Origin of the sequence: Gymnodinialimonas phycosphaerae, from assembly GCF_019195455.1 — a bacterium.
In the GTDB taxonomy this organism is placed as follows: domain Bacteria; phylum Pseudomonadota; class Alphaproteobacteria; order Rhodobacterales; family Rhodobacteraceae; genus Gymnodinialimonas; species Gymnodinialimonas phycosphaerae.
In genome coordinates this window covers 376,863-403,176 of sequence record NZ_JAIMBW010000001.1, presented here as the reverse complement: position 1 = coordinate 403,176, position 26,314 = coordinate 376,863, and the positions used below count along the sequence as shown (strand labels likewise).

The following is a 26,314-nucleotide window of genomic DNA, read 5'->3' as shown; positions in this document are numbered from 1 at the left end:
AAAGCCCACCGCCCGGAGTTCTGCCTAATTTGCAGGCAGTTCACCCTCCCGCCCTTCGCGCTTTGCAAAGCCCTCCCAATCCAGGCGCGGGGGCGGGCCGGTCCGAGAGTAATATCGGTTGATCGCGACGCCAACGCCGGATCCCACCGCGCCGATCCAGACCGCGAAGAGAACACCAATGAAAGAGGTGGAGGCCAGGAACACCGCACCCATGATTGCCAAGGACACGCCAGCAACTGCCAGGCCGATCCATCGCGCCGCCAACTGTTCCCGGGCGTCCGGCCCGTCGCGCACGTCCAGATCAGGCCGTTGCCGCGCGGCCATCTCGGCAAAGGCGACCAACATCTGACGCCAGGCCGCCCGCTGTTTTCTCGGCCCCGTCCAGCGCAATTTGCGACGCTCGGTTTCACCAAAAAACAAGGTGAATTCCTCATTCGCCCCTTGCCGCGTCTGGTACCTGACGAAGCCTGCATCGGTCAGCCTGGACCAGGGAAAAACCGTTTCCCCGATCCAGATGCCCTGGGGGGACAACCGAACGGATTGCGTGCCGTCCAACAGCGAAACGCGCCATTCATAGAGCATCATTTGGGGCCTCTCCATCTTGTCGCGACCGCGCGCAGGGTGTAGCGCGGGGACCATGACCACAAGTATCACAATCCGCCGTCCCGACGACTGGCACCTGCATTTGCGCGACGACGCCATGATGCGCGCGGTGTTGCCGGAAACGACCCGCCATTTTGCGCGTGCGATCATCATGCCCAACCTCGTGCCGCCCGTGGTGACGGCCCGGGACGCCGCCGCCTACCGCGACAGGATCCTGGCCGCCCTGCCCCCGGGCGCGGACTTCCAGCCGCTGATGACCCTCTACCTTACAGAGCACACGGACCCCGACGACGTCGCCGCCGCCTTTGCCGAGGGCCTGATCCACGCTGTCAAACTCTACCCTGCCGGGGCCACGACGAACTCTGCCCTTGGCGTCAAGACACTCAAGAACGTCTACCCGGTGCTTGACCGCATGGTCCAGGTCGGCCTGCCACTGTGCATCCATGGAGAGGTCACGACCCACGATGTCGACATCTTTGATCGTGAACAGGCCTTCCTCGACCGCGTCCTGATACCGCTGCGCGCCGATATGCCGGCGCTGAAGGTCACGCTGGAACACATCACTACCGCCCAGGGCATCGACTATGTGGCCGAGGCCGATGGCGACATCGCCGGTACGATCACCACCCACCACCTGATGATCAACCGTAACCACATGCTGGTGGGCGGCATCCGCCCTCACTACTACTGCCTGCCGATCGTCAAACGCGCATCCCACCAACAGGCGCTGCGCCGCGCCGCCACCTCGGGCAACCCGCGCTTTTTCCTCGGCACGGATTCCGCGCCGCATCTGGACGGGGCCAAGGAATCGGCCTGCGGCTGCGCGGGTGTCTTCTCTGCCACCAACACGATGTCCTGCCTGGCCCATGTATTCGAGGAGGAGAACGCCCTCGACCAACTCGAAGCCTTCACCTCGCTCAACGGCCCCGCCCGCTACGGCCTCGCGCCGAACGAGGACACGATCACCCTCGAAAAGCGGCCCGAGCCAACGGCGTATCCTGCCAAATTCGACACCGATGATGGCCCCCTCACCCTTTTCGACCCCGCCACGCCACTTCACTGGCACGTCACCTAGACGCGCAAGGCCTCCCCTTCATCTTGCCAAGAAAACTCCCGCCGGAGGCTCCGACATCAGCCAAAGGCACCGCCCATAGGACACCGCCATGATCCCCGCCAGCTACCCCACCGACGCCACCATGGCCGCGATGACCGCGCGTATGCTGCTTGATATCAAAGCCGTGCATTTCAACACAGCCGAGCCGTTTACCCACGCCTCAGGCCTGCAAGCCCCCACTTATATCGATTGCCGCAAGCTGATCTCCTACCCGCGCATCCGGTCGACGGCGATGGATTTCCTGACCTGCAAGGTCATGCGCGACGCCGGGCTGGAGGCCTTCGATAATGTCGCGGGTGGCGAGACGGCTGGCATCCCCTTCGCCTCTTTCGTGGCCGAGCGGATGGCCCTGCCTATGTCCTACGTCCGCAAGAAGCCCAAGGGCTACGGCAAGACCGCCCAGATCGAAGGCGAGATGCCCGAGGGCGCCCGCGTCCTTCTTGTAGAAGATCTTACCACGGATGGCGGCTCCAAGTTGAAATTTGTCGATGCGATCCGCAACGCGGGCGCGCACTGTGCCCATACCGCCGTTGTCTTCTCCTACGGCAATCTGCCCGATACCGAGGCCAATCTGGCCGCCCACGGCCTGACGCTGCACGCCCTCACCACCTGGGCCGATGTCATCGCCGAGGCCCGGCGGGGCGGAGACTTCGATGAGGCCACCTTGACCGAGGTGGAGCGATTCTTGTCCGACCCCGGCGGCTGGCGCGCCGATCGTGGGCTCACCTGACGTTCACCCTGCGATGAATTATCTTTGTGCGTGGCGAATACGTCACGTTCGGCGCGCGCGACATCCATATCTTGCCGTGCGCGCGGCAGGCCTCACACGATGTGGGTGTCTCTATAGACAATCGTCCGGTTCAGACTTACTCACAGACTTACCCAGATTGACGGCCCCGCAAGGCCACCCGCTATACCCATCCCCAACGTCGCTCCGGGCCTCTCAGCTCGTTGAAGCGCCGCTCACGAAACAGCATCCGGGGGGAGCACATGAACGAAATCGCAGCCCTTAATCCGTCCCTTCCCGCAGTGCCCGACACCGCAGATCAGGCCTCCGTCCTGCCCCACAACATCGAGGCCGAGCAGCAGCTTCTGGGTGCGATCCTCACGTCCAACGACGTGCTCGACCGCGTGGATGATCTGGTGAAGCCCGATCACTTTCACGACCCCGTCCATGCCGAAATCTTCACGATGTCAGCCTCTCGCATCGCCAAAGGCCTGCAAACGGATGCCACGACCCTGAAGACCTTCGCGTCCGACATTCCCGGCCTGAAAGAGCTTGGTGGCCCCGAATACCTCATCAAACTGCAACTCTCGGCCATCGCTACCTCTGCCGCGCGCGACTACGCGCAGCTGATCCACGACCTTGCCGTGCGCCGCGAACTGATCGAGCTTGGCAACCGCGTCACCGACCGCGCCCGCGCCATGCGCGATGACGTCGCCCCCGACGATCAGATCGTCGAGGCGGAAAGCGAACTATTTGCGCTGGCCTCGACCGGGTCAACGAACAAGGGCTTCCAGTCCTTCCTGCATGCGCTCCACGACGCGGTGCATATGGCGAACGAGGCGTTCAACCGCCAAGGCGGGCTCGCGGGCGTCTCCACCGGCCTCACGGACCTCGACCGGATGCTCGGCGGCTTGCACAGATCGGACCTTTTGATCCTCGCGGGGCGCCCGTCGATGGGCAAGACCTCGCTTGCCACCAACGTGGCCTTCAACGTCGCCAAAGCCTACCGCGAGGGGGTGAAGGACGACGGCACCACCGGCACTGTCGACGGCGGTGTGGTGGGCTTCTTCAGCCTCGAGATGTCATCGGCCCAATTGGCGCAACGGATCCTGTCGGAGGCCGCAGAAGTCCCCTCGGAATTGATCCGAAAGGGCGACCTGAGCGAGCAGGAATTCCAACGCTACCTGAAGGCGGCGGGCGACCTGGAACGCTGCCCGCTTTATATCGACGACACGCCTGCGCTGCCGATCGCGCAGGTCGCGGCCCGTGCGCGCCGCTTGAAACGCTCGCCCAAGGGGCTCGACCTGCTGATCATCGACTACCTCCAACTGCTCAAGGGCTCGGGCAAATCCGACAATCGCGTAAATGAGGTTTCCGAGATCACCCAGGGCCTCAAGGCCATCGCCAAGGAATTGGACATTCCCGTCATTGCACTGTCGCAGCTGTCACGTCAGGTGGAAAGCCGCGAGGACAAGCGCCCGCAGCTCTCGGACCTCCGTGAATCCGGCTCGATCGAGCAGGACGCGGATGTCGTCATGTTCGTCTACCGAGGTGAATACTACAAAGAGCGAGAGAAACCCGGCGAGGAAAACCTGGAAGCCATGACCAAGTGGCAGCAGGATATGGAGCACCTCCACGGCAAGGCCGAGGTCATCATCGGCAAGCAACGCCACGGCCCCGTGGGCTCGGTGGAGTTGAGCTTCGAAGGCCAGTTCACCCGCTTCGGCAACCTCGCCAAGCCCTGGCAGGGCGAGCCCGAGGGATACTGACGCCCGGCATCTTCACAATGGGAGACGCTGCTTGGACAGCAGCCCCGTCTTCAGGTCGTTTTGGCGTCACGCCCGGCGGCGCTGCCGGACAGCAATTCCAAGCGCGCCCAAAGCCCCCAGCAAAAGGGGCAAGCCCGCAGGCACAGGCACGGCAGCCGGTGGGTTCAGCGCGTCGAAATGGAATACCGTCGGCGTGAAATTGGGGCCAAGCGCCCAGTTCCCCATCGGCGTCGTCGACGGCGCATGACCGGTCCCCGTCGCCCGCAACCCCGTGATCGTGCCATAGGCGAAGGCAAGGGTCGGGATATTGTTGATATAACTCGTCCCGGTGGTGGTGTCGCTGTAAATGCTGGTCCAGAGCCCGTCCAAAAGAACCTCCAGCTCGAAATCCACGGGGTAGAGCGCCCCGTTGTTGGTCGCGAAATAGCCCTGACTGGTGACGTTCACCAATGTGTCGGCCTCAAACCCCGTGAAATTGATCGTGGCGGTGGTGAATGCGTTAAGCCCACCTTCGTCGCCCCAATTCACCGACGTGGCTTGGGCAGGCGCAGACAGAACCCCTAGAAATAATGCCACCGCACCTGCGGTCGCTTTGAATAAATACGTCATATACATCACCTTGCTATGGGTGCTCGATTTACGACGTTTCTCGCCTGACCCACCATGGTTGCCGCGTGCACCCACAATGGACCGCCTCGGTTGCACTATACCGCACAAATCCACATCAGGATAGCATCTTGGCTTTGACCCGCGGCCCGGATCCCGCAAAGGGCTGTTGGATTCCGGCTTTTCACCAAGCGCGCGCCGGTCAAGGGGCACTGATCTGGCCAGCCGCAAGTTGTCACTCGGGCGCGGGCGTGCCATTGGTCGGACTTTCAAACGTCCTCTCTTGACCCGGCCCGGACAAACCCGCACGAACTGCCCATGGCTAGCGGAAACCTCACCATTGACCTGCGCGCGCTTGTCGCCAATTACCTCGCGCTCGCTGCAATGACTGCGGGCGAGACGGCCGCCGTGGTGAAAGCCGACGGCTATGGCCTCGGGGCCGCGCTTGTGGCCCAGACCCTTGCCAAGGCAGGCGCGCGACGGTTCTTCGTGGCCACCGCCGAAGAAGGTGCAACGCTTCGCCAAGCCCTTGGCAACACGCCCGAAATCAACGTCTTCTCCGGCCATATGGCGGGCGACACGGCCTTGATCCGCGACGCGTACCTTGTGCCCATGCTCAACTCACCCGCGCAGGTCCACCGCCACCAAGAAGCCTTGCCGGGCCACCCCTTTGGCGTGCAACTTGACAGCGGCATGCACCGCCTCGGTGTGCAGCCCGCCGATTGGCCCGCGCTCCGCGATGCGGCCCGGAATGCGACCCTGCTGATGTCCCATCTGGCCTGCGCGGATGAGCCTGATCACCCCCAGAACGCCGCGCAACTGGCGGCCTTCCACGCGCTTACCGCCGATAGCCAAAGCCCCAAATCCCTTGCCGCAACCGGGGGCACGCTTCTGGGCCGGCCCTATCACTTCGACCTGATTCGCCCGGGCATCGGCCTCTATGGTGGGCTGCCCTTCGCGCAGGCCCAACCCGTTGTCCGCCTGTCCCTGCCCGTGATCCAGATCCGCACCGCTGTACCCGGTGCCAAAGTTGGCTACGCGGCCTCCTACACCGCGCCCGGACCGCGACAGATCGCAACGCTTTCAAGCGGTTATGCCGATGGCCTGATCCGCGCCATGTCGTCTCGTGCCACCCTCTGGCACGGCGACACGCCCTGCCCTCTCGTTGGTCGCGTTTCCATGGATTTGCTGACGGTCGACGTCACTGATTGCGCCGAGCCGCCCGAGGTGCTCGACATCCTTGGTCCCCATCAAACCGTCGACCAATTGGCCGAGGCCGCTGGCACCATCGGCTATGAAATCCTCACCTCCCTTGGTCCCCGTTACCGCCGCGAGCTGATCCAATGACACTGCTCGCGCCGCTCGGCGCTTTTGGCCGCACCGTCCTTGGCATCCTCTCCAGCATCGGCCAGGTTGCCCTCTTTGCGCTGCAAGCCTTGCGCCACCTCGCCACGCCGCCGTTCTACCTGCGGGAGATGGCGCGCCAATTCCTCACCATAGGCTGGCTGTCCCTTCCCGTTGTGGGCCTGACGGCATTGTTCACCGGCGGGGCCCTCGCGCTGCAAATCTACGCCGGCGGCGCGCGGTTCAACGCCGAGGCCGTGGTTCCCCAAATCGTCGCCATCGGCATCGCGCGCGAGCTTGGCCCCGTTCTGGGCGGCCTCATGGTCGCAGGCCGCGTCGCCTCCGCCATCGCGGCGGAAATCGCCACGATGAAAGTGACCGAACAAATCGACGCCCTGCGCACCCTGTCCACGCATCCGATGAAATACCTCACCGCCCCGCGCCTTATCGCGGCAACGCTGTCCCTGCCCCTTCTGGTGGCTGTGGGGGATTCCATCGGCATCTTCGGCGGCTACCTCGTCTCCACCTCTCGCCTGGGCTTCAACGAGGCCGCATACCTCGCCAACACCTCCGATTTCCTGACGACGTGGGACATCACCTCGGGCCTTATCAAGGGCGCCGTCTTCGGCTTTCTCGTGGCCCTCATGGGCTGCTACCACGGCATGAATTCAGGCCGCGGCGCACGCGGCGTGGGCCGGGCCACGACGTCTGCCGTCGTCTCTGCCTCCATCCTCATCCTCGCCGCGAATTACCTCCTGACCGAAGCGTTCTTCTCCGCATGATCCAGACCACGCCGCCCCTTCCCCGCCCTGACGCGCGCCCGGCCCCCCGAGGTTGCGGCGGCAGGCAGGGGTGGGTGGATGGGACGCCCGCCGCCGCAGCCTGGCCAATCCCATGACGACACCGCCGAAAATCGCCCTGCGCGGCCTCAGCAAAAGCTTCGGCCCCAAGTCCGTCCTTGACGGCATCACGCTCGATATCGCCACGGGTGAAAGCCTCGTGGTCATCGGCGGCTCGGGCAGCGGGAAATCGGTACTGCTCAAATGCATCCTCGGGTTGATCACGCCCGACGCGGGCACGATCCAGATCGACGGTGCCGACAACACCGCCGACTTCCTCGACAAGTTCGGCATGCTGTTCCAGGGCGCCGCCCTGTTCGATTCCATGCCCGTCTGGCAAAACGTCGCCTTCCGCCTGTTGCAAACCCGCATGCCCCGCAAAGACGCCCGCGAGTTGGCGATCGAGAAACTTCGCCGCGTGGGCCTCAATCCCGATACCGCGGACCTTTACCCCTCAGAGCTTTCCGGTGGCATGCAGAAACGCGCCGGCCTGGCCCGCGCCATCGCCGCCTCCCCCGAGATCATCTTCTTCGATGAGCCGACCACCGGCCTCGATCCGATCATGTCCGGCGTCATCAACGACCTGGTGCGGGAAATCTCGACCGAGATGGGGGCGACGACCGTCACGATCACCCACGACATGTCATCCGTGCGCGCCATCGCAAGCACTGTCGCCATGCTCCACAACGGCAAGATCCGCTGGCACGGCCCCGTATCGGCCATCGACACCGCCGACGACCCATACTTGCACCAATTCATCTCCGGCAGCCCCACCGGCCCGATCGAGACCCTGCGCTGACACCCCCTTGCGCCCCCGCGCCGCCCGCGCCAAACCAAAGCCATGGAAACCGACCCCATCACCGGCTACGCTGACTTCGGCCTCGCCTTCAGCGGGCCACAATTTGCGCTGGTCCTCGTGGGCGCCGCCCTGATCCGCCTAATCCCCCTGCTCATCTTTGTCAGCGCGATCCTGAAGCTCCGTCGCTTTCCCGAACAGCGGCCCCTGCATTGGATCGTGCTTGTCGCAACGCTCCTCGTCGCGGCCCTCGGCCTGATCGAGACTCTTGCCCCCGGCGCTGTGCCCCAAAGCTGGCGCACCTCCGGCCTCTGGTCATTCCTTTGGATCTTCGCCGTTTCCTGGCTGGCGGTCAGCTGGACCCGCTCTGCGATCAAGACCGGGCTGCGCCCTCGCGGTCTCGACATTGCCACGCTCGTTGCTGCGGCCGCGCTGCTCGTCGCCCTCGCCCTTCCCCTTGCGGTGGTCTGGTAGATGACCGCCATCGCCCTGATCGAGGCCTTGGCCACCCTCCTCTGGAGCTACACCGCCCTGACCGGCACGGTTTGGGCCCTGCACCTGCGCGCGCTGCCAAAGGGGGCCCACATCGCCGCCGGGGTCGAGCTGCTTACCCACCTCGTTCCCGCCATGATCGTCCTTGTCGCCGTGGTTCTGATTGGCGCGCTCATCGGCCTGCCTAGCGTCGTGGCCTTCATCGCGATCCTGTTTCCTGCGGGCTGCGCCTATGGCACCCACATGGCCCTGGTGGAGGTCCGCGACGCGCCAAGCAGCCGTCGCGACCTGCCTCGTCTCGCCCTCACGGTGTTTGTCGCTGCGGCCATCGTCACCTACCGCCAACTGATCTGAACGCCCCACTTGTTCCACAAACATGCGCTATTGCTTCCTATGCCCCACCACTCCGGCGCCGTCCTTATGAAGGAACGCACCGCCAGATCCTTGAACCGTCTCAGCAAACCGCACAGATCCCGAACAGACTCCGAGAAAGGCCTGCCATGCCCAAAGCCCTGATTGCCGCCAACCTGTGCCTGCTGGTGCTGTTTCCGGTCTCGTGGATGGCGCCGCTGATGCGCGCGGGTTTGTTGCCGTTGTTCGGTCTGTCGGAAATTTCCATCCTGTCGGGCCTCGCAGCCCTTTGGGACGATGGGGAATATGCGCTGGCGGCCCTTGTGGCGGTTTTTGCGCTGGTCTCTCCGATGGTCAAGACGATCGTGCTGACCCTCATCCACCTGTCCCGCGCCCCCGCTCGGCTGCTGCCTGCGCTAGAGATTGCAGGCAAGCTGGCGATGGCGGATGTTTTCCTGATTGCCGTCTATATCACGCTCGCCAAGGGGCTGTCGGTGGGACGGGTCGAGACGGCGTGGGGGCTGTGGCTGTTTACGGGCAGCGTGCTGGTTTCCCTGGGCATTTCGATGCTGACGAAACGGGCCGTGATCAAGGGCTGAGAGGCGGTGAGCGGGGGTGCTCAAGCTTGAGCACCCCCTCATGGCATTGATATCACTCAACAAAAAGGTTAACGGGTTGCGCCGTTAACCATTTTCCCCGTCGTCAGACAGCGCCCAATTCAGAACGTGAGCGCCACCCGCAGGCCGCCCGAGACGGTGCGCATCTCACCGCCGAGGCCGCGAACCTCTACGCTGGTGTTGAGGCCAAGGCCCCGGCCCAGGTCCGTCTGGCCGCCGAATTCCACCCGACCGGTTCAGCCTTCGCCCGCCAACAGATCCTGGGTCAGCGCAAGGTTTGTGCCCCGGGTCAGGTGATCGGCGTGGAAGCCCGCGAAGTAGGATCCACCCTCGACATCAAGGCTGACCTCCATCCCGAGGGAGGCCTGCGTGAACCTCTGGGTCTGGGTCCCGCTTCACAGCAGCGTGCCGCTGGTTCCCGTCACCTCCGTATGGCCAAGCGAAATGCCCGCGATGACATGGGGCCCCAGCGCCACGTCGGCACCGATTTGCACGCCGCTGCCGCGCACATCCGGGGCGTTGCCGCGATGTTCGCCGTAAAAGCCCGTGATTTCCGCCCAGGTGTAGAGGTTGCCCGTGAGGCCCGGCATGGACCGGGTCGAGACCAGGACATCCGTGGTCCCCTGCACCCGCGTCAGCGACACCGCCGCGTTGCGCGTCGCCTGCGAGACGGGTGATGCGCCCTGCGTCGCAGAGGTGGCGGTTGAGACCACATGATGCGCGCTTTGATGGGCGAGGTATTGCACCAGCGCCTGCACGGCGCTTGGCGTGATGTTGACCGCACCATCCAAGGTGACGAAAACGCTGAATTGGTCCACGCCGTAGCAGTTGCCACTGGGATTCACGCAATTGGCAAAGACCACCAGGTTGAGCGCGTAGAGCCCATCATCGAGATCAAACGTGGTTGGCGTACTTCTTTCGAGGACCGCACTGGGGTCCGGATAAGGAGAGACGGCCGTTGTCAGCGTGTCGAAAACATCGTCGTTGGGGCCGGTCGCAAAGACCACGAAGGTGAGTTCCGGGGACGTGTCAAAGAAGCTGGTTTGTGCATACAGGCTATCGCTCGGTTTCAGGGTGAAGCCATGCCCGCCCCGAACCCAGACAAATTCTTGCGCGACACGGCCGAAGGGGACGAAGTTCGCGTCTGCGCCGAGCCCGATCGGGCCGGTTCGAATCGTGCTCCACAACGAATCGAACACGAATTCCGAGGGCCAGGCCAGTGCCGCGCTGCTTGCCATCTACGTCGCGGCCACTGCAACGCTTGCGCCGAGTTTTCTCATGGTTTCACATCCTCAATCATTGGGTGGGGGCCGCGCGAATGGGCCATCGTCGCGGCTGTGTTGGGGCACGCCTTTGGCGGCGCATCAAAGGGGGGGCGTCAGACCCTGAGGGTCATGCGCAGCGCGCATGGGCGATGTCGCCGGCGCGCTTGCCACCACGACCGCGCCGGCGGCGCGTTTGACGTGTTGCATCGTTAACCCCTGCGTCGTTGCCTGCTTTCTTATTGGCCCGGTGATCGCCATTGGCGCGGGCCAAAACAAGATCTGTCGGGGGCAATTTGACGGAGAAATGACAACAATTCCTGAACGCGCGCCCTATTCCCCTTCCCCGCGCCCTCGGCTAAACGCACCCCATGGCCAAACCTGTCACCCAATTCACCTGCTCGACCTGCGGCGCTGTCCACAAGAAGTGGTCGGGGCGCTGTGATGATTGCGGCGAGTGGAACACCATCCGCGAGGAGACGCCCCTTGGCACGGGCCCCGGCAAGGGGGCGTTGGGATCGGCCAAGGGCCGCAAGATGATCCTGAAGGATCTGCGCACCAAGGAAACGCCGCCGCCGCGTCAATCGGCGGGTGTGGCGGAGTTGGACCGGGTATTGGGCGGTGGCCTTGTCCCGGCCTCGGCCACGTTGGTGGGGGGCGATCCGGGCATCGGCAAATCCACGCTGCTGTTGCAGGCCGCCGCCGCCTTTGCGCGTCAGGGCCTGAAGGTGGTGTATGTGTCCGGCGAGGAAGCCACGGCGCAGGTGCGCATGCGCGCCGACCGTCTTGGGCTGTCTGATAGCGCCGTGATGCTCGCGTCCGAGACCAACCTGCGCGACATCATCACCACGCTGGAGGCCGAGCAACCTGATCTGGCCATCATCGATTCGATCCAGACGATGTGGCTCGACACCGTGGATTCTGCGCCGGGAAGCGTCAGCCAGGTGCGCGCGTCGTCCCACGAGTTGACGACTTTCGCCAAGCGGCGGGGCACGTCGGTGATGCTGGTGGGCCATGTCACCAAGGAAGGCCAGATCGCGGGCCCCCGCGTGGTGGAGCACATGGTCGACACGGTGCTGTATTTCGAGGGCGAGCGCGGCCACCAGTTCCGCATCCTGCGGTCGGTGAAGAACCGCTTCGGCCCCGCCGATGAGATCGGCGTGTTCGAGATGACGGGCCGGGGCCTGGCCGAGGTGTCCAACCCCTCTGCCCTGTTCCTTTCGGACCGTGAACAACCCGCGCCGGGGTCGGTGGTGTTTGCGGGCATCGAGGGCACGCGCCCGGTGTTGGTGGAGTTCCAGGCCCTTGTCGCGCCGTCGAACCTGAGCCAACCGCGCCGCGCGGTGGTGGGGTGGGACGGGTCGCGCCTGTCGATGATCCTGGCCGTGCTGGAGGCGCGTGCGGGCATCAGTTTCCAGGGCCTCGACGTCTATCTGAACATTGCAGGCGGCATGCGTATATCCGAGCCTGCCGCCGATCTGGCTGTGGCCGCCGCCCTGCTGTCGGCCCGCGAAGACAGCGCCTTGCCCGTTGAGACCGTGGTATTTGGGGAACTTTCGCTGTCTGGCGCGCTTCGTCCGGTGTCTCAGGCGGAAAATCGGTTGAAAGAAGCGGTGAAACTTGGTTTTTCAACTGCAATCGCGCCTGCGGGGTGTCGCATTACCGACAACGCGGGCGTAAACGTGAAGTCCTACTCGGACCTGCCCAGTTTCGTGGGCGACATCTTCGGGGCAGGCTGACACGCAAAAAAGGCCCCAAAAGCGGGACGAGTTGAGGTAAGAGGGCAAACATGGACGGATTTACCATTTTTGACGGGATCGTGGGCGGCGTGATCGTGATCTCTGCCATCCTCGCCTATGCGCGCGGCTTCATCCGCGAGGTCATGTCGATCGTCGGTTGGGTCGCGGCGGCATTCATCGCCTTCATCTTCGCCCCCAACGCCCTGCCGCTGATCTCGGAAATCCCGATGCTTGGCGATTTCATCGGTGAATCGCGCGAACTGGGGATCCTCGCCAGCTTCGCCATCGTTTTCGTGGTGGCCCTTGTGGTGGTCTCGATCTTCACGCCGCTGCTTTCATCGGTCGTGCAACGCTCGGCGCTTGGTGGGATCGACGCGGGGCTTGGTTTCCTGTTTGGCGTGGCGCGTGGCGTGTTGCTGGTCGTGGTGGCCCTGATCGCCTATGAGCGTATCGTGGGCGACGAGCCCATCGCCGCGATTTCGGACAGTCGCTCGGCCGCCGTTTTCGCCAATATGCAAGCCACGATCGAGGCGCAGATCCCGACCGATGTCCCCGGCTGGATCCTGGAGCGTTACGAGACCCTGATCGACGGCGCCGAGGTGCCTGCTGCCGAATAGGCACGGCGCAGCCTGCTGTGGCGCACGAGACCTAGCGCCCGGCGGATCGCCCGGCCAGACCGGCAAGCAGCAAAACGACTGCGCCGCCCAGGTACATCCACAGCCCCGCGCGGATGAAATCACCCAGCAAATCGTAGACCTGCCCGAGGTCTTGGAAGTTCACCGAAAACGGCAGGCCGAAGTCGGCGCGCACGTCCTCGGCGCGCAGATAGTAGTGCACGCCCAAAACCACCGGCGAGATCCCCGCCAGAAGCGCAAAGAACGAAGGCGTGCGCCCCAATACCGCCAACAAGGCCGAAACAGCCGCAAGGGCGAAGCCGGCCAGAAAGACCCGGGCCTGCCAGGACCCCTCGGTTACAAGGCTTTGCAAATCATCACCAATCAGCACCGACGGCGAAATCTCTTGCCCCGCGAACGGCGGCTCGACCCACGTCACGACGTAGCTTCCCGCCATCGCGACCCCGGCCAGTAAAATCAATAGACGCATGGATCTGCTCCGCCTGTTCTTGCTTTTGTTTGTGCGCCATCCTAGCGCAAATTCCCGCACCGGTCCATTTGAAGTATGATCGTTTCGTGACACCGCAGCAAAGGCGTCCTATGTGTCCCCTGACGCCAAGGACCAAGGATTCGCCCGATGGACGAGACAGTCTTCCCCGCCCCCGAATTTCCATGGCATCCCTTCGATGCGCGCGACGACGACAAGTTGCGCGAGGAATGTGGGGTCTTCGGTGTCATCGGTGTATCTGACGCTGCCAATTTCGTGGCCCTGGGGCTGCACGCCCTGCAACATCGCGGACAGGAAGCGGGTGGCATCGTCACCTATGATCCCGAGGCCGGTTTTTCCGAGGCCCGCCGCTTTGGCTACGTGCGCGACACCTTCACGTCTCAGAAGGTGATGGAAACGCTTCCCGGCTCCATCGGCATCGGCCATGTCCGCTATTCCACCGCCGGATCGAAGGGCGCCACCCAGATCCGCGACGTGCAACCCTTCTTCGGCCAGTTCTCCATGGGCGGGGCGGCGATTGCGCACAACGGCAACATCGTCAACGCCGATGAGTTGCGAAAGGAATTGATCGACCGCGGGTCGATCTTCCAATCCTCCAGTGACAGCGAATGCATCATCCACCTGATGGCGCGGTCCTTGCAACGCAACATCCCCGAGCGGATGAAAGACGGTCTGCGCCGGGTGGAAGGCGCGTTTTCCATCGTCGCCATGACCCGCACCAAGCTGATCGGGTGCCGCGATGCCCTTGGCGTGCGGCCGCTGGTGATCGGCAAGTTGGGCGAAGGCTATGTGCTGTCGTCCGAGACCTGCGCCCTCGACATCATCGGCGCAGAGCTGATCCGCGAGGTCGCCCCCGGCGAGATGGTGGTGATCACGGACAAAGGCATTGAATCCTCAAAACCGTTTGAGCAAAAGCGCCCCCGCTTCTGCATCTTCGAGCATGTCTATTTCTCGCGCCCCGACAGCATCATCGGCGGGCGATCTGTCTACGAGACGCGCCGTCAGATCGGGGTGGAACTGGCCAAGGAAGCGCCGGTGGACGCAGACCTTGTTTGCCCGGTGCCTGACTCAGGGACGCCCGCGGCGATTGGCTATAGCCAGGAAAGCGGCATTCCCTACGCGATGGGCATCATCCGCAACCAATACATGGGCCGCACGTTCATTGAGCCGTCCGAGCAGATCCGCAACATGGGTGTGCGCCTGAAGCTGAACGTCAACCGGGCCCTGATCAAGGGCAAGCGCGTGATCCTGGTGGATGACAGCGTCGTGCGCGGCACAACCAGCCGCAAGATCAAGGAGATGATCCTGGATGCGGGCGCGGCGGAGGTGCATTTCCGCATCGCCTCTCCGCCCACGGAATGGCCGTGTTTCTACGGTGTCGACACGCCCGAGCGGTCCAAGCTGCTCGCCGCGACAATGACGCCTGATGAAATGTGCAGCTACCTGGGCGTTGACAGCCTCAAGTTCATCTCGCTCGACGGTCTTTACCGCGCCGTGGGCGAGGCCAAGGGCCGCGACCCGGCCAAGCCCGCCTATTGTGACGCCTGTTTCTCGGGCGAATACCCCGTCACGCCGACGGACCAGATCGCGAAAGGGTTCGAACTGGTGGAGGCCGCGGAATGATCCGCAAGATCTTCCGCCGCTCCAAACCCGCCCGCGTCGTCCCCGAAGCGGAACTCGCCCGCCGATTGGTGGACCCCGACAATGTTTGTACCTGCTGCGGCACGGACGTGGTCGTGGCCAAGGCCGTGCGCCCCGAGGCGCCGTTCAGTTGGAAGAACCCGCCAGAGCCCGCCGAGGATGCGGCATTCGAGGCCGGCGGGATGGAATTGTTCACCGAGAACTACGCGCGGCGTGACGGCAACAACCTGTTGCGCGCTTACCTGCCCATCCCGGTCCAGGGGACCGAAGGCACCGTGTTCCTTGGTGTTTGGTGTTCTTTGAAGGCCGGTCTGCACGCGCGGTTTCGCTCTGCCCAGGTTCGCGGCGATGCCGACAAACTGGGTGAGATGCCCTCTTGGCTCTACACTCAATTGCCCCGCCTGACGGGCCCCCTGCTGACCGAGGGCGTGGTCGTACCCTACTCGGAGGGGCGCACGCCGCTTTATTGGATCACGACCCCCAAACACCCGTTCTACGCGGCGCAACAAGAGGGCCTGACCGCCACTCAAATCCTTGAAATTTACGAGAGTTTCGGCTGCGGCGACGTGGCCGACCACCTCAGGGCCTAGCTGCCCCCGAATTGCAGGATCAACCGCTGGGTCCCCGCATCGGTGCGCACGACGACGTAAAGCGGCGAGATCCGCCCCAGCAAATCGGTTTCGGACGGCAAGCGCCCCTCCGCCGTGCAGGTGCGCGAGGCGGCATCGACCTCCAGGCAAGGGCAGCAACAAGGGCAAGGATGCGCATGGGACGTGTCCTGTAAAAGGCCCCCCTGAAACGGAAGCGACCGGCCCCTTGATCGGGGGCCGGTCACACATCTTCAACGGCGGGAACCCGCCATTGCGGGGATGTCAGCGGCGCGCCAGCGCGGCCCAACCGCCGGTCACGACGAGGGCAGCCAGAATGGCCTTCACCGCGTCGCCGATCAGGAAGCTGGAGATGAAGTAGGTCCAGTAGTAGCCGAAGCCCTGGCCGACCCAACCGGCCTCGATGCCGGTGACGCTGGCAACGGCCATTGGCCAAGCAATGCCCGGCACGTAAAGCAGCGCCGAGATCACGATGCCCGCGACCGCCGTGCCGAGGAAACCGCGCGCCAGGCCGCGTTCAGCGGCGAAACCCGCCGCCCAGGCCATGGCCACGAAGCCCAGAAGGAAGCCCGCCGTGGGACCGGCGAAGGCCAGCGGTCCCATCATCGTGGAGGGCGTGAAGACCGGCAGACCCGCGAAGCCTTGCGCGAGGTAGGCCAGGACGGTGATCGCGCCCAGGCGTGAGCCGAACGAGAAGCCGACCGCCAGGATCGCCAGCGTTTGCAGCGACATCGGCACCGGGAACATCGGCACCGAGGTGCGCGCCGCCAGCGCGATCAGGATCGTGCCGCCAAGCACCAGCAGGGCTTTGCGTACAAGGCCCTCTTGCCCAAGCGTTGCGGAAAGTAGTGTTGCGTTGCCACCCATATCGGAAATCCCTTGTCCCGTGTCACTTGCAGGGCGCCACCGCCCGTTGCCGCAAAGGTATACCCCTTGCGCTTGGGCGCGCAAGCAGGCAACAGGCGCGCCATGACCGAAAAACTGCTCTCAGGAAAAATCGCACTCGTGACCGGTGCGTCCCGTGGCCTCGGTGCCGCCTCTGCCCTGTGGTTGGCCGAAAACGGCGCCCATGTGGTCGCCGTGGCGCGCACCATCGGCGGGTTGGAGGATCTGGACGACCGGATCAAGGCGGCGGGCGGGCAAGCCACGCTGGCGCCCATGGACCTGACCGATGACGGGGCCATCGCGCATCTGTGCCGCTCGGTCTACGACCGCTGGGGCCGCGCCGATATCTGGGTCCACACGGCGATCCATGTCAGCGCCTTGACCCCTGCGCCCCATGTGCAGGCCAAGGACCTGGACAAGGTCATCGCGACGAATATCCGGGGGATTTCCCGTCTGATCGCGAATGTAGAGCCGCTGATCACCCCGTCGGACGCCCCCACCGCGATCTTCTTCGATGACGATTGGGATGAGAAATACGCCAGCCCCTACGCCATGTCGAAGGCCGCGCAGCGGGCGCTGGTGCAAAGCTGGCAGGCCGAAACGGCCAAGGTCCCGACCGCAGTTCACCTGTTGCGGCCCAAGCCCATGCCCACCGCCGTGCGCGCGCGCTTCTACCCCGGCGAGGATCGCGCCCCACTGGCCGATCCCGCGCAAGAGGCCGGGCGGCTGTTGGGTTCCGTCTTTTCCTAGTTTTTCTTGCCCGCGAAGCGGGCCACCGCGCCCGAAGGGCGCAACCGCCGCGCGAAGCGCGCGCGGGCGACGCCGAAGGCGGCGCAATCCCGCTGATCTGCGATGTAATCAGTCCCCCGAAGGGGCCTCACCAGCGGCTTCCATCGCTTCCGCCATCGCCTCGGCCCGGGCCGCCAATTCGGCAAATCCGGCGCTCAGCTCTTCCGGGATCGCCACCGACGCCCCCTCGCCACCGCTTTGCTGCATCTCGGCAATCTTGCGGCCCCGGTCCGCCAACCGCTCTTCCGCCGAGCGCAGGGCCCGGTCCTGGGTCGCGATCTTGTCCTGCAACTCGCGCAGGTCATCCTCCAGCGCCGCCGTCTTGTCGGCCAGCATCAGGCCCGCCATCAACAGCATCCGCTCGGGCGGCATGCGCCCAATCTGCCCCAGGACCACCGCAGCTTCCGTATCCAGCATCTTTGCCGCCGAGCGCAGGAACGGCTCTTCACCATCCTGGCAGGCGACACTGAAGACGCGGGTGCCGATCTCGATTTCCACCTCAGGCATTGGGGCCTCCATCCACTGTTTCCGGCGCTGCCCTTTCCGAGGCCGCCATATCCAATCCGGCCTGCATTTCCTGCACGATCCGGTCCAGTTCCGCCGCGTCCGTGTCACGTAGCTGGCGCAGGGTCTCCACCTCGGCCAGCAAGCCCTGGTCAAGCAGCGTCGCGTCGACACTGGCCCCGCTTTGCAGCAACGACACCTGTGCCGCCAGATCCTCGGCCCGGGTCCGCATCAGGCGCAACTGGCGGCGCAGCGCCAAGATGCGCTCGTCAACGACCGCGCCGGTCGCTTCCTTGATCTCGTCCAGGGCATCCGTCGCGGCGTCGCAGGCCATGCGGGCCTGATCGCGCTCGGCGCGGGCGCGTTCCACCCGGCGGCCCATCACGGCCAGGGCCTTCTCCATATCTTCGGTCTCTGCTTCGGGTTCGGCGTCCATCCCAGATGCCGACGCGTCGGCGGCCTCTGCCTGAGCCGCCTCCAGCGCCGCCTGCAACTCGGCCAGGGCCGCGTCTTTCTCGGCCAGTTCATCCGCCCGCGCCGCAAGGTCCGCCTGCGCCATCCCGCGTGAGGCCTCTGCCGCCGCCAAGCGCTGTTCGAGTCCGGCGAGCGTGGCCGCATCGGTGCCCGGCGTCTGCGCCGCGTGCACCCGCGCTGTTTCAGCCTCCGCGCGTGCGACGTCGGTTTCGGCGCGCGCCGATGTGACCTCTTCCAGCGCGTCGCTCAGGGCGTCCTGGGTCTCGGCCAGCCGGGCCTCCAGCGCGCTCACCCGTTCTTCCGCCTCGGTGGCGCGGGTCTCTGCATCCTGAATTGCGGCTTCCGCCTCGGCCTGAGCGGCCGCGACATCGGCCGCCACATCCGGTCCAGACCCGGTGTCCGCCGCCGCCACGCCCGCCGCGATCCGGTCCAGGGCCTTTGACAAGCGCCGTTCCAGCGCGCTGAGTTGTTCAAAATCGGCTACGTCGCCCATGACTGCCGGTGCCCCCTCGTGGTCCACGCAAACGCGCGGTGTTTAGATTTCCCGACATCCCGCCCTGACGCGCTTGTCGCGCGTTCTATCGCAGATGTCGTGTGTCCTGCCTCTAACGTAAGCCTATTTGGGGGTCAAATGGCATCGGTTTGCAAGGTTTTCCGCGCCTCACCCGGCGATTTTGGCCAGATTCAGCCCGCCAAAGCCCCTCAATCACGCTCAAAACCCGTTCAGCGCCTTGCACTTCATCCGGCCTTTGATATCACGCCTGCAACCAACGCCCCAAGCACGACCATAGCTGCCACAAAGGATCCCTCGATGGATATCAAAGCCCTCGCCAGCGCCAATCCCGACCATTGGGCCCGCGCCGCCTGCATCCGCACCCTGACGCTGGACGCCGTGGCCGCCGCCAATTCCGGCCACTCCGGCATGCCGATGGGCATGGCCGATGTCGCCACGGTGCTGTTCGACAAGCACCTGTCGTTTGACGCCTCTGCCCCCGATTGGCCCAACCGCGACCGCTTCATCCTGTCGGCGGGCCATGGGTCGATGCTGATCTATTCGCTGCTGCATCTGACCGGCTACAAGGACATGACGCTGGAGCAGATCAAGAACTTCCGCCAGTTGGGCGCGATCACGGCGGGCCACCCGGAGTATGGCCACGTGAAAGGCGTGGAGACAACGACCGGCCCGCTGGGTCAGGGCATCGCCAATGCCGTGGGCTTCGCCATGGCCGAAGAGCATCTGCGCGCGGTCTGGGGCAAGAAGATCATCGACCACTACACCTATTGCATCGCCGGTGATGGCTGCCTGATGGAGGGTGTCAGCCAGGAGGCGCTGGCACTGGCCGGCCGCCAGGAGCTGTCGCGCCTGATCGTGATGTGGGACGACAACGGCATCACCATCGACGGTAACGTGTCGATGTCCGACCGCACCGACCAGAAGGCGCGCTTTGCGGCGTCGGGTTGGGATGTGTTTGAGTGTGACGGCCATGATCCCGCCGCCATCGACGCGGCGCTGACTGCCGCCAAGGCTTCCAGCGGTCCTGCGATGATCGCCTGCAAGACCCACATCGCCATCGGCTCCAGCGCGCAAGACACCGCCAAGGGCCACGGCGCGTTGACCGACGACAAGGTGGTTGCCGACACCAAGGCCGCCTATGGCTGGAGCCATGCGCCCTTCGAGATCCCGTCCGACCTGAAAGCATGGTGGGAAAGTGTCGGCGCCAAGGGGGCGGACGCCCGCACTGAGTGGGAGGCCCGCTTCGCCGCGCTTTCAGCCAACAAGCAGGCCGAGTTCACCCGCACCTTTGCCGGTGAGGCGCCCAAGAAGCTGTCGGCCACCATCAAGGCGCTGAAAAAACAGATGTCCGAAGAGCAGCCCAAGGTTGCGACCCGCAAGGCCAGCCAGATGGCGCTGGAGGTGATCAACACGATCGTGCCAGAGACCCTTGGCGGCTCGGCGGACCTGACCGGCTCCAACCTGACGAACACCGGCGGGCTTGGCGTCTTCTCGCCCGAGGATCGCAAGGGCCGCCACATCCACTACGGCATCCGCGAACACGCGATGGCGGCGGCGATGAACGGCATGGCGCTGCACGGCGGGGTGAAGCCCTATGGCGGCACCTTCTTCACCTTCACCGATTATGCACGCCCCGCAATGCGCCTGTCGGCCTTGATGAAGATCGCGCCGGTCTACGTGATGACCCATGACAGCATCGGTGTGGGCGAGGACGGCCCGACGCACCAGCCGGTGGAACACCTCGCCATGTTGCGCGCCACGCCCAACATGAACGTCTTCCGCCCGGCGGACGCGGTGGAAACGGCCGAGGCCTGGGAGCTGGCGCTGACGTCCACCACCACACCCTCCACCCTCGCGCTGAGCCGCCAGGGCCTGCCGACGGTGCGGACCGAGCACAAGACAAAGAACCTGACCGCCCAGGGCGCTTACGTTCTGGCCGACGCCGAGGGGAAACGTCAGGCGATCCTTATGGCCACCGGGTCCGAGGTTGCCATCGCCATGGCCGCGCGCGACTTGTTGCAGGCCGAGGGCATCGGCACCCGCGTTGTCTCCATGCCGTGCTGGGAACTGTTCGAAGAGCAGGAAGAGGGCTACCGCAAGCGCGTGCTTCCGGGCGGCCCGGTGCGTGTGGCGGTAGAGGCCGCGATCCGCTTCGGTTGGGATCGCTGGTTGTATGGTGAGCGCGGCAAGCGCGAAAAGGGCGGTTTTGTGGGGATGCACGACTTCGGTGCCTCCGCCCCCGCGGAAGAGCTTTACGCCCACTTCGGCATCACTGCCGAGGCGGTTGCCGCCAAGGTCAAGGCGCTGCTGTAAGCGACATGGCAAAAGAACCCGCCCGCTCCTTGCGCGTGGGCGGGCGGGTTTTTTCCTACCAGTTGCGGGTGGGAAGCGTCCGCCCCCGGCAGGGTCCAGACCGCCGGGGGCTTCGCTTAAATGGATCAAAAGCCAATCGGCTATTCGACCCTGCGTCGTGGTTAACACACAAATCTGAACAAATGATTAACCGCCTTGTTTTGAAGGGTCGCTATAGCTGCGCGTTGCCTCAAAGCCTTAATGGGCGGCATCCCCGCCCATGCCCACCGCGCGCATCGTGGGCGCGATCACATAGGTGACGACGGGGATGATCAGCATCCCCAGCACGATGCCGAAGACACCATCGATGGCGGCCTTCACCAGCCAGATGATCAAGCCACTCTCGCCGCCCACGGCGTGGGCGACCCCGTCGATCCAGTCTTCGGGGCCATGCCAACCCAGTTCGGCCAGGCTATGCACGATGATCGAGCCACCAACCCACAGCATCGCCGCCGTGCCGACAACCGTCAGGCCCGCCAAGAACCCCGGCATGCCGCGGACGATCAACTCGCCCGTCTGGCGCGTGACCCCGGCCCGACCGTTTGCGGCCATGTGCAGACCCACGTCATCGGCTTTCACGATCAGGGCGACGGCGCCGTAGACCAGCATGGTGATCCCGATTGCCACCACCGCAAGGGCACCGGCGCGGAACCAGATGTTGTCGGTCTCCAACGCGGCCAAGGCGATGGTCATGATCTCGGCCGACAGGATGAAGTCGGTCTTGATCGCGCCTTTGACCTTCTGCTCTTCCAGGTGGGCGCTGTCCTCATCCGACATCTTCTTCTGGGTCAGCTCCTCCACATCGTGGTGGGCGGGCGACAGCCAATGGTGGATCTTCTCGGCCCCCTCGAAACACAGATACGCCCCGCCAAGCATCAACAGCGGCGGGATCATCCACGGCGCGAAAGCCGACAGCAGCAGGGCCACCGGCAACAGGATGACCAGCTTGTTGAAGACGGAGGCGCGCGCGATTTTCCACACGATGGGCAGCTCTCGCTTGGCCTCGAACCCGTGGACGTATTTCGGCGTGACAGCAGCGTCGTCTATCACCGCGCCCGCCGCTTTCGCGCCCGCCTTGGCCGCCTGACCGATGACATCATCCACCGAGGCCGCCGCCACCTTCGCAATCGCTGCCACGTCATCCAGAAGGGCCAGAAGTCCGCTCATGTCAGTTCCTTAAAATCCGCGCGTTGAGCGCACCATACGTCAAAGGCCAACGGCGTCCACCCGTCGCGGGTTCCACAACGGTCCGGCGCGGGCCGCACACTTGTTAGCGCAACCACCCGATGTTTGCGCCAACGTTTCCGCTAACATGCGGAATTCAGGGCTCTTTCGGGTTCACACGCGGCGCTTGCCTGCCTATCCAAGGGCCAATAGCGACCAATAGGAGAGCGTCCATGACCATCACCCTCGGCATTAACGGTTTCGGCCGCATCGGACGTGCAACGCTGGCCTATATCGCCGAAAGCGCCCGCAATGACGTGCAGGTGGTGAAGATCAACGCAACCGGCCCGGTCGAAACCTCTGCCCATCTGCTGCGCTACGACTCGGTCCATGGCCGCTTCCCCGGGGAGGTTCGCGTTGACGGTGACACGATGGATCTGGGACGCGGGCCGATGAAGGTCTTCTCGACCTATGATCCGGCCGAGCTGGATTGGGAGGGGTGCGACGTGGTGCTGGAGTGCACCGGCAAGTTCAACGATGGGCTGAAATCAGCGGTGCATCTGGAGCGGGGCGCGAAGAAAGTGCTGATCTCGGCGCCCGCGAAAAACGTCGACCGCACGGTCGTTTACGGCGTGAACCACCGCGACATGCGCGCCGATGAGCGGATGATTTCCAACGGCTCGTGCACCACCAATTGCCTGGCCCCCCTTGTGAAGGTCCTGAACGAGGCCATCGGCGTGGAGCGCGGCATCATGACGACGATCCATTCCTACACCGGCGATCAGCCGACGCTGGACCGCCGCCACAACGACCTTTACCGCGCGCGCGCTGCTGCCATGGCGATGATCCCGACCTCGACGGGCGCGGCCAAGGCGCTGGCCGAAGTGCTGCCCGAGATGGAAGGCCGCCTGGATGGCACCGCCCTGCGGGTTCCCACGCCCAACGTCTCGGCCGTGGACCTGACGTTTGAAGCCGCCCGCCATGTCACGGTCGCCGACGTCAACGCAGTGGTGGCCGAAGCCGCCGCCGGTCACATGGGCGCGGTGATGTCCTATGATCCCGAGCCCAAGGTCTCGGTCGATTTCAACCACACGACCCATTCGTCGATCTTCGCCCCCGACCAGACCAAGGTCGTCGGCGGGCGCACCGTTCGGGTGCTGGCGTGGTATGACAACGAATGGGGTTTCTCGGCCCGGATGGCCGACGTGGCTGGCGCCATGGGCCGGTTGATGCACTAGATTATTGCGCTACCGCCCTTCGGGCTACTTGAGCGCGGGGTGCCTTTCTGCGCTACCGCCCTTCGGGCTACTTGAGCGCGGGGTGCCTTTCTGCGCTACCGCCCTTTGGGCTACTTGAGCGCGGAGTCTCTTTCTGCGCTACAGCCCTTCGGGCTGCTTGAGCGCGGAGATCAGACGACGGGAAGTCCCATCAGCAAACGCGATTTGGCGGGCGAAATGATCTCTGCGGTGATGCATTGAAGGCGTCCGGGCGATGTTTCGCGCACAATATAAGTGGCATCCACCGCGCTGATGACCGCGCCTTGATCATTAAGGTGGCGCCACGTCAGGAATGCCTGCCACCGGTCGTGGCGGTCTGTCATCACGTGGTGCATCTCCAACTCCGTCCGGCTGTAAGCCTCCACATCAAGGTTGCGGCGATAGGCGGTCAGCATGTCCAGAAGCAGCGGACGAGACCCGATGTGGATTTGCCTGTCGCCCACGTGGATCGTCGAGGGGATCGCAAGCGTATCGGCGCAGGCCTCCATATCACGAGCCGCAAAATCGGCGGCGTTCTTCTGGAAAAACTCTTTGACCGTCATTGGCGCTTCCTCTGGGTGTGTGTGAAGCGTGGCCCCCTTGCAAAAGTTGTGTGTAGCGTCAACGCAGGTGCAGGCAAAAAGTTCCCTGACGCAAAGGCACGCCGCGGCCCTGTGCGTTGCGGCCTTGTGCGTTGCGGCCCTGTGCGTCTGGGCCCTATGCGTCCCGGCCTTGTGCGTCTCGCGTCGCTGGACCAAGCTGCCAAGGTCCTGAACCCGGAGCGCCAAGATGACCGACATCTACCTGATCAAAGCCGCCGACATCGCCGCGATGGAGGGGGTGGCGAAGGTCCACTTCGTGAACCCCGCCGCAAAGCGGATCAACAAGTCACTCGGCGACGTAACCGGCCTGACCGGCCTTGGCATTCACCTGATCGAGGTTGCGCCCGGCGACGAGACCACCGAATACCACGTCCATCACCATGAAGATGAGGCCGTCTACATCCTGTCGGGCACCGGCACGGCAACGATCGGAGAGGAACATCACCCCATCGCGCCGGGCGATTTCATCGGCTACCGCGCCGGTGGCCTCCCTCATACCATCGTGAATACCGGCACCGAGACCCTGCGTATACTTGTCATGGGCCAACGCCTGCCGCACGACGTGGGCGATTACCCCCGCAAAAAGCAGCGCATTTTCCGCAACCAGGGCCTGCCCTATGATCTTGTTGCCCATGATGCGATTGAAAACCCGGTCATGGGCGCCAAGAAATAGCCTTCCGCCTGCACGCGCTCCGTGGCAGGAAGGCGCCAATGACAAACACGCTTGCGATATGGATCTGCATCCTCATCGCCGCCTTCCTGGCGGTGGACGCCGTCCTGTTCGACTGGAACACCTCGCTGTTTCTGGGGCGGAAGTTTGCGGACCTTTTGTGGTGGATGGCCTTCTGGCGCTAACCTTGCAGCCCCTTCCCAAGCGTCGCGACACACGTTAAGACGGCGCTGTTACCGCTAACATCAACTCGGCACCCAAGGCCGCCCGCGCGGCCCATCCATCAGGAGGCATTCCCATGGCCGTCAAAGTCGCCATCAACGGATTTGGTCGTATTGGACGCAACGTACTTCGCGCCATCATCGAATCCGGTCGCACCGACATCGAGGTTGTGGCCATCAACGACCTCGGGCCGGTGGAAACGAACGCCCACCTGCTGCGCTACGACAGCGTCCATGGCCGCTTCCCCGCGACGGTCACCACTACGGAGACCACCATCGACGTGGGCCGGGGCCAGATCGCCGTCACCGCGATCCGCAACCCCGCCGATCTGCCCTGGAGCGATGTGGACGTCGTGATGGAATGCACCGGCATCTTCACCTCGAAAGAGGCCTGCCAGGCGCATCTGGAAAACGGCTCCAGCCGTGTGCTGATCTCGGCGCCTGGCAAGGACGCCGACAAGACGATCGTCTACGGCGTTAACCATGACCAGCTGACGGCGGACGATATCATCGTCTCCAACGCGTCGTGCACCACCAACTGCCTGTCGCCCGTGGCCAAAGTGCTCAACGATACCGTGGGCATCACCAAGGGTTTCATGACGACGATCCACTCCTATACCGGCGACCAGCCGACGTTGGACACGATGCACAAGGACCTCTACCGCGCCCGTGCCGCGGCAATGTCGATGATCCCGACCTCGACCGGCGCCGCCAAGGCCGTGGGCTTGGTGCTGCCCGAGTTGAACGGCAAGCTCGACGGCGTGGCGATCCGCGTGCCCACCCCCAACGTTTCGGTCGTGGACCTGACGTTCGAGGCCTCCCGTGCCACGACCGTAGAGGAAATCAACGCCGCCATCACCGAGGCCGCCAATGGTCCGCTCAAGGGCGTGCTCGGCGTCACGGATGAGAAACTGGTGTCGATGGATTTCAACCACGACCCCCATTCGTCGATCTTCGCCACCGACCAGACCAAGGTCCTGGACGGCACCATGGTGCGGATCCTGACGTGGTACGACAACGAATGGGGCTTCTCCTGCCGGATGAGCGATACCGCCGTGGCGATGGGCAAGTTCCTGTAACGCCTTACAAAAAGCCGCGCGCATTTGTCTGAAATTGCGCGCGCGCCCCTTCCCCGTTCCAAAAATATCCTGGCCCACTGCCCGATTGGGGGCGTTGCCCCCAGAAGGGGAGGCATCTAAACCCTTTTGGCGGACCCTTCGGGCATGGCACAACACGTCCACCACTCAGGGAGA

Annotated in this window: 29 protein-coding genes; 19 read left to right on the top strand and 10 right to left on the bottom strand. The window is 64.3% G+C overall.

Features of this window, described 5'->3' with window-relative positions; translation table 11 throughout:
• Positions 1-24: 24 nt before the first annotated feature.
• Complete coding sequence (locus KUL25_RS02035; protein ID WP_257891400.1) at positions 25-585, bottom strand: hypothetical protein; 561 nt, start codon at positions 583-585, stop codon at positions 25-27.
• Positions 586-637: 52 nt separating this feature from the next.
• Here KUL25_RS02035 and pyrC point away from each other — a divergent pair, with 52 nt between their 5' ends.
• From pyrC to KUL25_RS02020, 3 genes are all read left to right on the top strand, one after another.
• Positions 638-1,678 (top strand): dihydroorotase, encoded by a 1,041-nt coding sequence (pyrC, locus tag KUL25_RS02030; RefSeq protein ID WP_257891399.1) that lies wholly within the window; start codon positions 638-640, stop codon positions 1,676-1,678.
• Between the two features lie 88 nt (positions 1,679-1,766).
• On the top strand, positions 1,767-2,447 hold the full coding sequence (locus KUL25_RS02025) for an orotate phosphoribosyltransferase (RefSeq protein WP_257891398.1): 681 nt from the start codon (positions 1,767-1,769) through the stop codon (positions 2,445-2,447).
• Between the two features lie 260 nt (positions 2,448-2,707).
• Positions 2,708-4,213 carry a replicative DNA helicase gene (locus KUL25_RS02020; RefSeq protein WP_257891397.1) on the top strand — a complete coding sequence of 502 codons (1,506 nt, stop codon included), beginning with the start codon at positions 2,708-2,710 and terminating at the stop codon, positions 4,211-4,213.
• A gap of 66 nt (positions 4,214-4,279) precedes the next feature.
• Here the strand turns inward: KUL25_RS02020 and KUL25_RS02015 are convergent, their stop codons facing one another.
• Positions 4,280-4,822 (bottom strand): hypothetical protein, encoded by a 543-nt coding sequence (locus tag KUL25_RS02015; protein ID WP_257891396.1) that lies wholly within the window; start codon positions 4,820-4,822, stop codon positions 4,280-4,282.
• Positions 4,823-5,137: 315 nt separating this feature from the next.
• Between KUL25_RS02015 and alr the strand changes: the two genes are divergently transcribed.
• The 6 genes from alr (at position 5,138) to KUL25_RS01985 (ending at position 9,240) form a co-directional block, all read left to right on the top strand.
• Positions 5,138-6,166, top strand: a complete 1,029-nt coding sequence (gene alr, locus KUL25_RS02010) for an alanine racemase (RefSeq protein ID WP_257891395.1) — start codon at positions 5,138-5,140, stop codon at positions 6,164-6,166.
• Positions 6,163-6,945 carry an MlaE family ABC transporter permease gene (locus KUL25_RS02005; protein ID WP_257891394.1) on the top strand — a complete coding sequence of 261 codons (783 nt, stop codon included), beginning with the start codon at positions 6,163-6,165 and terminating at the stop codon, positions 6,943-6,945. The genes alr and KUL25_RS02005 overlap by 4 nt, the downstream gene beginning before the upstream one ends.
• A 112-nt stretch (positions 6,946-7,057) precedes the next feature.
• Positions 7,058-7,801 carry an ABC transporter ATP-binding protein gene (locus KUL25_RS02000; protein WP_257891393.1) on the top strand — a complete coding sequence of 248 codons (744 nt, stop codon included), beginning with the start codon at positions 7,058-7,060 and terminating at the stop codon, positions 7,799-7,801.
• Positions 7,802-7,843: 42 nt separating this feature from the next.
• The gene (locus tag KUL25_RS01995; protein ID WP_257891392.1) at positions 7,844-8,272 is read left to right on the top strand and encodes a hypothetical protein; all 429 of its coding nucleotides are present in this window, start codon (positions 7,844-7,846) and stop codon (positions 8,270-8,272) included.
• Positions 8,273-8,644, top strand: a complete 372-nt coding sequence (locus tag KUL25_RS01990) for a hypothetical protein (RefSeq protein ID WP_257891391.1) — start codon at positions 8,273-8,275, stop codon at positions 8,642-8,644.
• A gap of 146 nt (positions 8,645-8,790) precedes the next feature.
• Positions 8,791-9,240: a paraquat-inducible protein A gene (locus KUL25_RS01985; RefSeq protein WP_257891390.1), complete on the top strand. Its 450-nt coding sequence runs from the start codon at positions 8,791-8,793 to the stop codon at positions 9,238-9,240.
• A gap of 119 nt (positions 9,241-9,359) precedes the next feature.
• On the opposite strand, the gene KUL25_RS01980 is transcribed toward KUL25_RS01985, so the two are convergent.
• Both KUL25_RS01980 and KUL25_RS01975 read right to left on the bottom strand, forming a co-directional pair.
• Positions 9,360-9,485 carry a hypothetical protein gene (locus KUL25_RS01980; RefSeq protein ID WP_257891389.1) on the bottom strand — a complete coding sequence of 42 codons (126 nt, stop codon included), beginning with the start codon at positions 9,483-9,485 and terminating at the stop codon, positions 9,360-9,362.
• A 168-nt stretch (positions 9,486-9,653) separates the two neighbouring features.
• On the bottom strand, positions 9,654-10,496 hold the full coding sequence (locus tag KUL25_RS01975) for a hypothetical protein (RefSeq protein ID WP_257891388.1): 843 nt from the start codon (positions 10,494-10,496) through the stop codon (positions 9,654-9,656).
• Between the two features lie 395 nt (positions 10,497-10,891).
• On the opposite strand from KUL25_RS01975, the gene radA reads away from it, so the two are divergent.
• Together radA and KUL25_RS01965 are read left to right on the top strand one after the other, a co-directional pair.
• On the top strand, positions 10,892-12,259 hold the full coding sequence (radA, locus tag KUL25_RS01970; protein WP_257891387.1) for a DNA repair protein RadA: 1,368 nt from the start codon (positions 10,892-10,894) through the stop codon (positions 12,257-12,259).
• Between the two features lie 50 nt (positions 12,260-12,309).
• The gene (locus KUL25_RS01965) at positions 12,310-12,876 is read left to right on the top strand and encodes a CvpA family protein (RefSeq protein ID WP_257891386.1); all 567 of its coding nucleotides are present in this window, start codon (positions 12,310-12,312) and stop codon (positions 12,874-12,876) included.
• A 31-nt stretch (positions 12,877-12,907) separates the two neighbouring features.
• Here KUL25_RS01965 and KUL25_RS01960 read toward each other — a convergent pair whose 3' ends face one another.
• Positions 12,908-13,363 (bottom strand): hypothetical protein, encoded by a 456-nt coding sequence (locus KUL25_RS01960; protein ID WP_257891385.1) that lies wholly within the window; start codon positions 13,361-13,363, stop codon positions 12,908-12,910.
• Positions 13,364-13,510: 147 nt separating this feature from the next.
• Here KUL25_RS01960 and purF point away from each other — a divergent pair, with 147 nt between their 5' ends.
• Entirely contained in the window at positions 13,511-15,004 is a 1,494-nt protein-coding gene (gene purF / locus KUL25_RS01955; protein WP_257891384.1) for an amidophosphoribosyltransferase, read from the top strand.
• Entirely contained in the window at positions 15,001-15,612 is a 612-nt protein-coding gene (locus tag KUL25_RS01950) for a DUF2199 domain-containing protein (protein ID WP_257891383.1), read from the top strand. Before purF ends, KUL25_RS01950 begins: the two co-directional genes overlap by 4 nt.
• A 282-nt stretch (positions 15,613-15,894) precedes the next feature.
• On the opposite strand, the gene KUL25_RS01945 is transcribed toward KUL25_RS01950, so the two are convergent.
• The gene (locus KUL25_RS01945) at positions 15,895-16,497 is read right to left on the bottom strand and encodes a biotin transporter BioY (protein ID WP_257891382.1); all 603 of its coding nucleotides are present in this window, start codon (positions 16,495-16,497) and stop codon (positions 15,895-15,897) included.
• A 102-nt stretch (positions 16,498-16,599) separates the two neighbouring features.
• Here KUL25_RS01945 and KUL25_RS01940 point away from each other — a divergent pair, with 102 nt between their 5' ends.
• Complete coding sequence (locus KUL25_RS01940) at positions 16,600-17,265, top strand: SDR family NAD(P)-dependent oxidoreductase (RefSeq protein ID WP_257891381.1); 666 nt, start codon at positions 16,600-16,602, stop codon at positions 17,263-17,265.
• Positions 17,266-17,373: 108 nt separating this feature from the next.
• Here the strand turns inward: KUL25_RS01940 and KUL25_RS01935 are convergent, their stop codons facing one another.
• Both KUL25_RS01935 and KUL25_RS01930 read right to left on the bottom strand, forming a co-directional pair.
• A complete protein-coding gene (locus KUL25_RS01935) occupies positions 17,374-17,811 on the bottom strand; it encodes a cell division protein ZapA (protein ID WP_257891380.1) in 438 nt (145 codons plus the stop codon).
• Positions 17,804-18,775, bottom strand: coding sequence for a coiled-coil domain-containing protein (locus tag KUL25_RS01930; protein WP_257891379.1), 972 nt, complete (start codon positions 18,773-18,775; stop codon positions 17,804-17,806). The genes KUL25_RS01935 and KUL25_RS01930 overlap by 8 nt, the downstream gene beginning before the upstream one ends.
• Positions 18,776-19,093: 318 nt before the next feature.
• Between KUL25_RS01930 and tkt the strand changes: the two genes are divergently transcribed.
• The gene (gene tkt / locus KUL25_RS01925; RefSeq protein WP_257891378.1) at positions 19,094-21,109 is read left to right on the top strand and encodes a transketolase; all 2,016 of its coding nucleotides are present in this window, start codon (positions 19,094-19,096) and stop codon (positions 21,107-21,109) included.
• Positions 21,110-21,346: 237 nt separating this feature from the next.
• Here the strand turns inward: tkt and KUL25_RS01920 are convergent, their stop codons facing one another.
• Positions 21,347-22,315 carry a DUF808 domain-containing protein gene (locus KUL25_RS01920; RefSeq protein ID WP_257891377.1) on the bottom strand — a complete coding sequence of 323 codons (969 nt, stop codon included), beginning with the start codon at positions 22,313-22,315 and terminating at the stop codon, positions 21,347-21,349.
• 230 nt (positions 22,316-22,545) lie between these two features.
• On the opposite strand from KUL25_RS01920, the gene gap (KUL25_RS01915) reads away from it, so the two are divergent.
• Complete coding sequence (gene gap, locus KUL25_RS01915) at positions 22,546-23,550, top strand: type I glyceraldehyde-3-phosphate dehydrogenase (RefSeq protein ID WP_257891376.1); 1,005 nt, start codon at positions 22,546-22,548, stop codon at positions 23,548-23,550.
• A 170-nt stretch (positions 23,551-23,720) separates the two neighbouring features.
• Here the strand turns inward: gap (KUL25_RS01915) and KUL25_RS01910 are convergent, their stop codons facing one another.
• Positions 23,721-24,131: a hypothetical protein gene (locus tag KUL25_RS01910; protein WP_257891375.1), complete on the bottom strand. Its 411-nt coding sequence runs from the start codon at positions 24,129-24,131 to the stop codon at positions 23,721-23,723.
• Between the two features lie 226 nt (positions 24,132-24,357).
• Here KUL25_RS01910 and KUL25_RS01905 point away from each other — a divergent pair, with 226 nt between their 5' ends.
• The 3 genes from KUL25_RS01905 to gap (KUL25_RS01895) all read left to right on the top strand — a co-directional run bounded on the left by KUL25_RS01905 (position 24,358) and on the right by gap (KUL25_RS01895) (position 26,140).
• Positions 24,358-24,843 (top strand): cupin domain-containing protein, encoded by a 486-nt coding sequence (locus KUL25_RS01905; RefSeq protein WP_257891374.1) that lies wholly within the window; start codon positions 24,358-24,360, stop codon positions 24,841-24,843.
• A gap of 38 nt (positions 24,844-24,881) precedes the next feature.
• The gene (locus tag KUL25_RS01900; RefSeq protein ID WP_201178830.1) at positions 24,882-25,025 is read left to right on the top strand and encodes a hypothetical protein; all 144 of its coding nucleotides are present in this window, start codon (positions 24,882-24,884) and stop codon (positions 25,023-25,025) included.
• A 113-nt stretch (positions 25,026-25,138) separates the two neighbouring features.
• A complete protein-coding gene (gap, locus tag KUL25_RS01895) occupies positions 25,139-26,140 on the top strand; it encodes a type I glyceraldehyde-3-phosphate dehydrogenase (protein WP_257891373.1) in 1,002 nt (333 codons plus the stop codon).
• The last annotated feature ends 174 nt before the right edge of the window (positions 26,141-26,314 follow it).

Excerpts from the sequence above, each read along its gene's own strand:
- KUL25_RS01965 (WP_257891386.1), top strand. The coding sequence starts at position 12,310 with ATGGACGGATTTACCATTTTTGACGGGATCGTGGGCGGCGTGATCGTG.
- KUL25_RS01920 (WP_257891377.1), bottom strand. The coding sequence starts at position 22,315 with ATGAGCGGACTTCTGGCCCTTCTGGATGACGTGGCAGCGATTGCGAAG.
- KUL25_RS01990 (WP_257891391.1), top strand. The coding sequence starts at position 8,273 with ATGACCGCCATCGCCCTGATCGAGGCCTTGGCCACCCTCCTCTGGAGC.
- KUL25_RS01960 (WP_257891385.1), bottom strand. The coding sequence starts at position 13,363 with ATGCGTCTATTGATTTTACTGGCCGGGGTCGCGATGGCGGGAAGCTAC.
- purF (WP_257891384.1), top strand. The coding sequence starts at position 13,511 with ATGGACGAGACAGTCTTCCCCGCCCCCGAATTTCCATGGCATCCCTTC.
- KUL25_RS01945 (WP_257891382.1), bottom strand. The coding sequence starts at position 16,497 with ATGGGTGGCAACGCAACACTACTTTCCGCAACGCTTGGGCAAGAGGGC.
- KUL25_RS02035 (WP_257891400.1), bottom strand. The coding sequence starts at position 585 with ATGATGCTCTATGAATGGCGCGTTTCGCTGTTGGACGGCACGCAATCC.
- KUL25_RS01905 (WP_257891374.1), top strand. The coding sequence starts at position 24,358 with ATGACCGACATCTACCTGATCAAAGCCGCCGACATCGCCGCGATGGAG.
- tkt (WP_257891378.1), top strand. The coding sequence starts at position 19,094 with ATGGATATCAAAGCCCTCGCCAGCGCCAATCCCGACCATTGGGCCCGC.
- KUL25_RS01940 (WP_257891381.1), top strand. The coding sequence starts at position 16,600 with ATGACCGAAAAACTGCTCTCAGGAAAAATCGCACTCGTGACCGGTGCG.
- KUL25_RS02005 (WP_257891394.1), top strand. The coding sequence starts at position 6,163 with ATGACACTGCTCGCGCCGCTCGGCGCTTTTGGCCGCACCGTCCTTGGC.
- KUL25_RS01910 (WP_257891375.1), bottom strand. The coding sequence starts at position 24,131 with ATGACGGTCAAAGAGTTTTTCCAGAAGAACGCCGCCGATTTTGCGGCT.
- KUL25_RS02020 (WP_257891397.1), top strand. The coding sequence starts at position 2,708 with ATGAACGAAATCGCAGCCCTTAATCCGTCCCTTCCCGCAGTGCCCGAC.
- KUL25_RS01900 (WP_201178830.1), top strand. The coding sequence starts at position 24,882 with ATGACAAACACGCTTGCGATATGGATCTGCATCCTCATCGCCGCCTTC.
- gap (WP_257891376.1), top strand. The coding sequence starts at position 22,546 with ATGACCATCACCCTCGGCATTAACGGTTTCGGCCGCATCGGACGTGCA.
- KUL25_RS02015 (WP_257891396.1), bottom strand. The coding sequence starts at position 4,822 with ATGACGTATTTATTCAAAGCGACCGCAGGTGCGGTGGCATTATTTCTA.
- radA (WP_257891387.1), top strand. The coding sequence starts at position 10,892 with ATGGCCAAACCTGTCACCCAATTCACCTGCTCGACCTGCGGCGCTGTC.
- alr (WP_257891395.1), top strand. The coding sequence starts at position 5,138 with ATGGCTAGCGGAAACCTCACCATTGACCTGCGCGCGCTTGTCGCCAAT.
- KUL25_RS02025 (WP_257891398.1), top strand. The coding sequence starts at position 1,767 with ATGATCCCCGCCAGCTACCCCACCGACGCCACCATGGCCGCGATGACC.
- pyrC (WP_257891399.1), top strand. The coding sequence starts at position 638 with ATGACCACAAGTATCACAATCCGCCGTCCCGACGACTGGCACCTGCAT.
- KUL25_RS02000 (WP_257891393.1), top strand. The coding sequence starts at position 7,058 with ATGACGACACCGCCGAAAATCGCCCTGCGCGGCCTCAGCAAAAGCTTC.
- KUL25_RS01995 (WP_257891392.1), top strand. The coding sequence starts at position 7,844 with ATGGAAACCGACCCCATCACCGGCTACGCTGACTTCGGCCTCGCCTTC.
- gap (WP_257891373.1), top strand. The coding sequence starts at position 25,139 with ATGGCCGTCAAAGTCGCCATCAACGGATTTGGTCGTATTGGACGCAAC.
- KUL25_RS01975 (WP_257891388.1), bottom strand. The coding sequence starts at position 10,496 with ATGGCAAGCAGCGCGGCACTGGCCTGGCCCTCGGAATTCGTGTTCGAT.
- KUL25_RS01930 (WP_257891379.1), bottom strand. The coding sequence starts at position 18,775 with ATGGGCGACGTAGCCGATTTTGAACAACTCAGCGCGCTGGAACGGCGC.
- KUL25_RS01950 (WP_257891383.1), top strand. The coding sequence starts at position 15,001 with ATGATCCGCAAGATCTTCCGCCGCTCCAAACCCGCCCGCGTCGTCCCC.
- KUL25_RS01935 (WP_257891380.1), bottom strand. The coding sequence starts at position 17,811 with ATGCCTGAGGTGGAAATCGAGATCGGCACCCGCGTCTTCAGTGTCGCC.
- KUL25_RS01985 (WP_257891390.1), top strand. The coding sequence starts at position 8,791 with ATGCCCAAAGCCCTGATTGCCGCCAACCTGTGCCTGCTGGTGCTGTTT.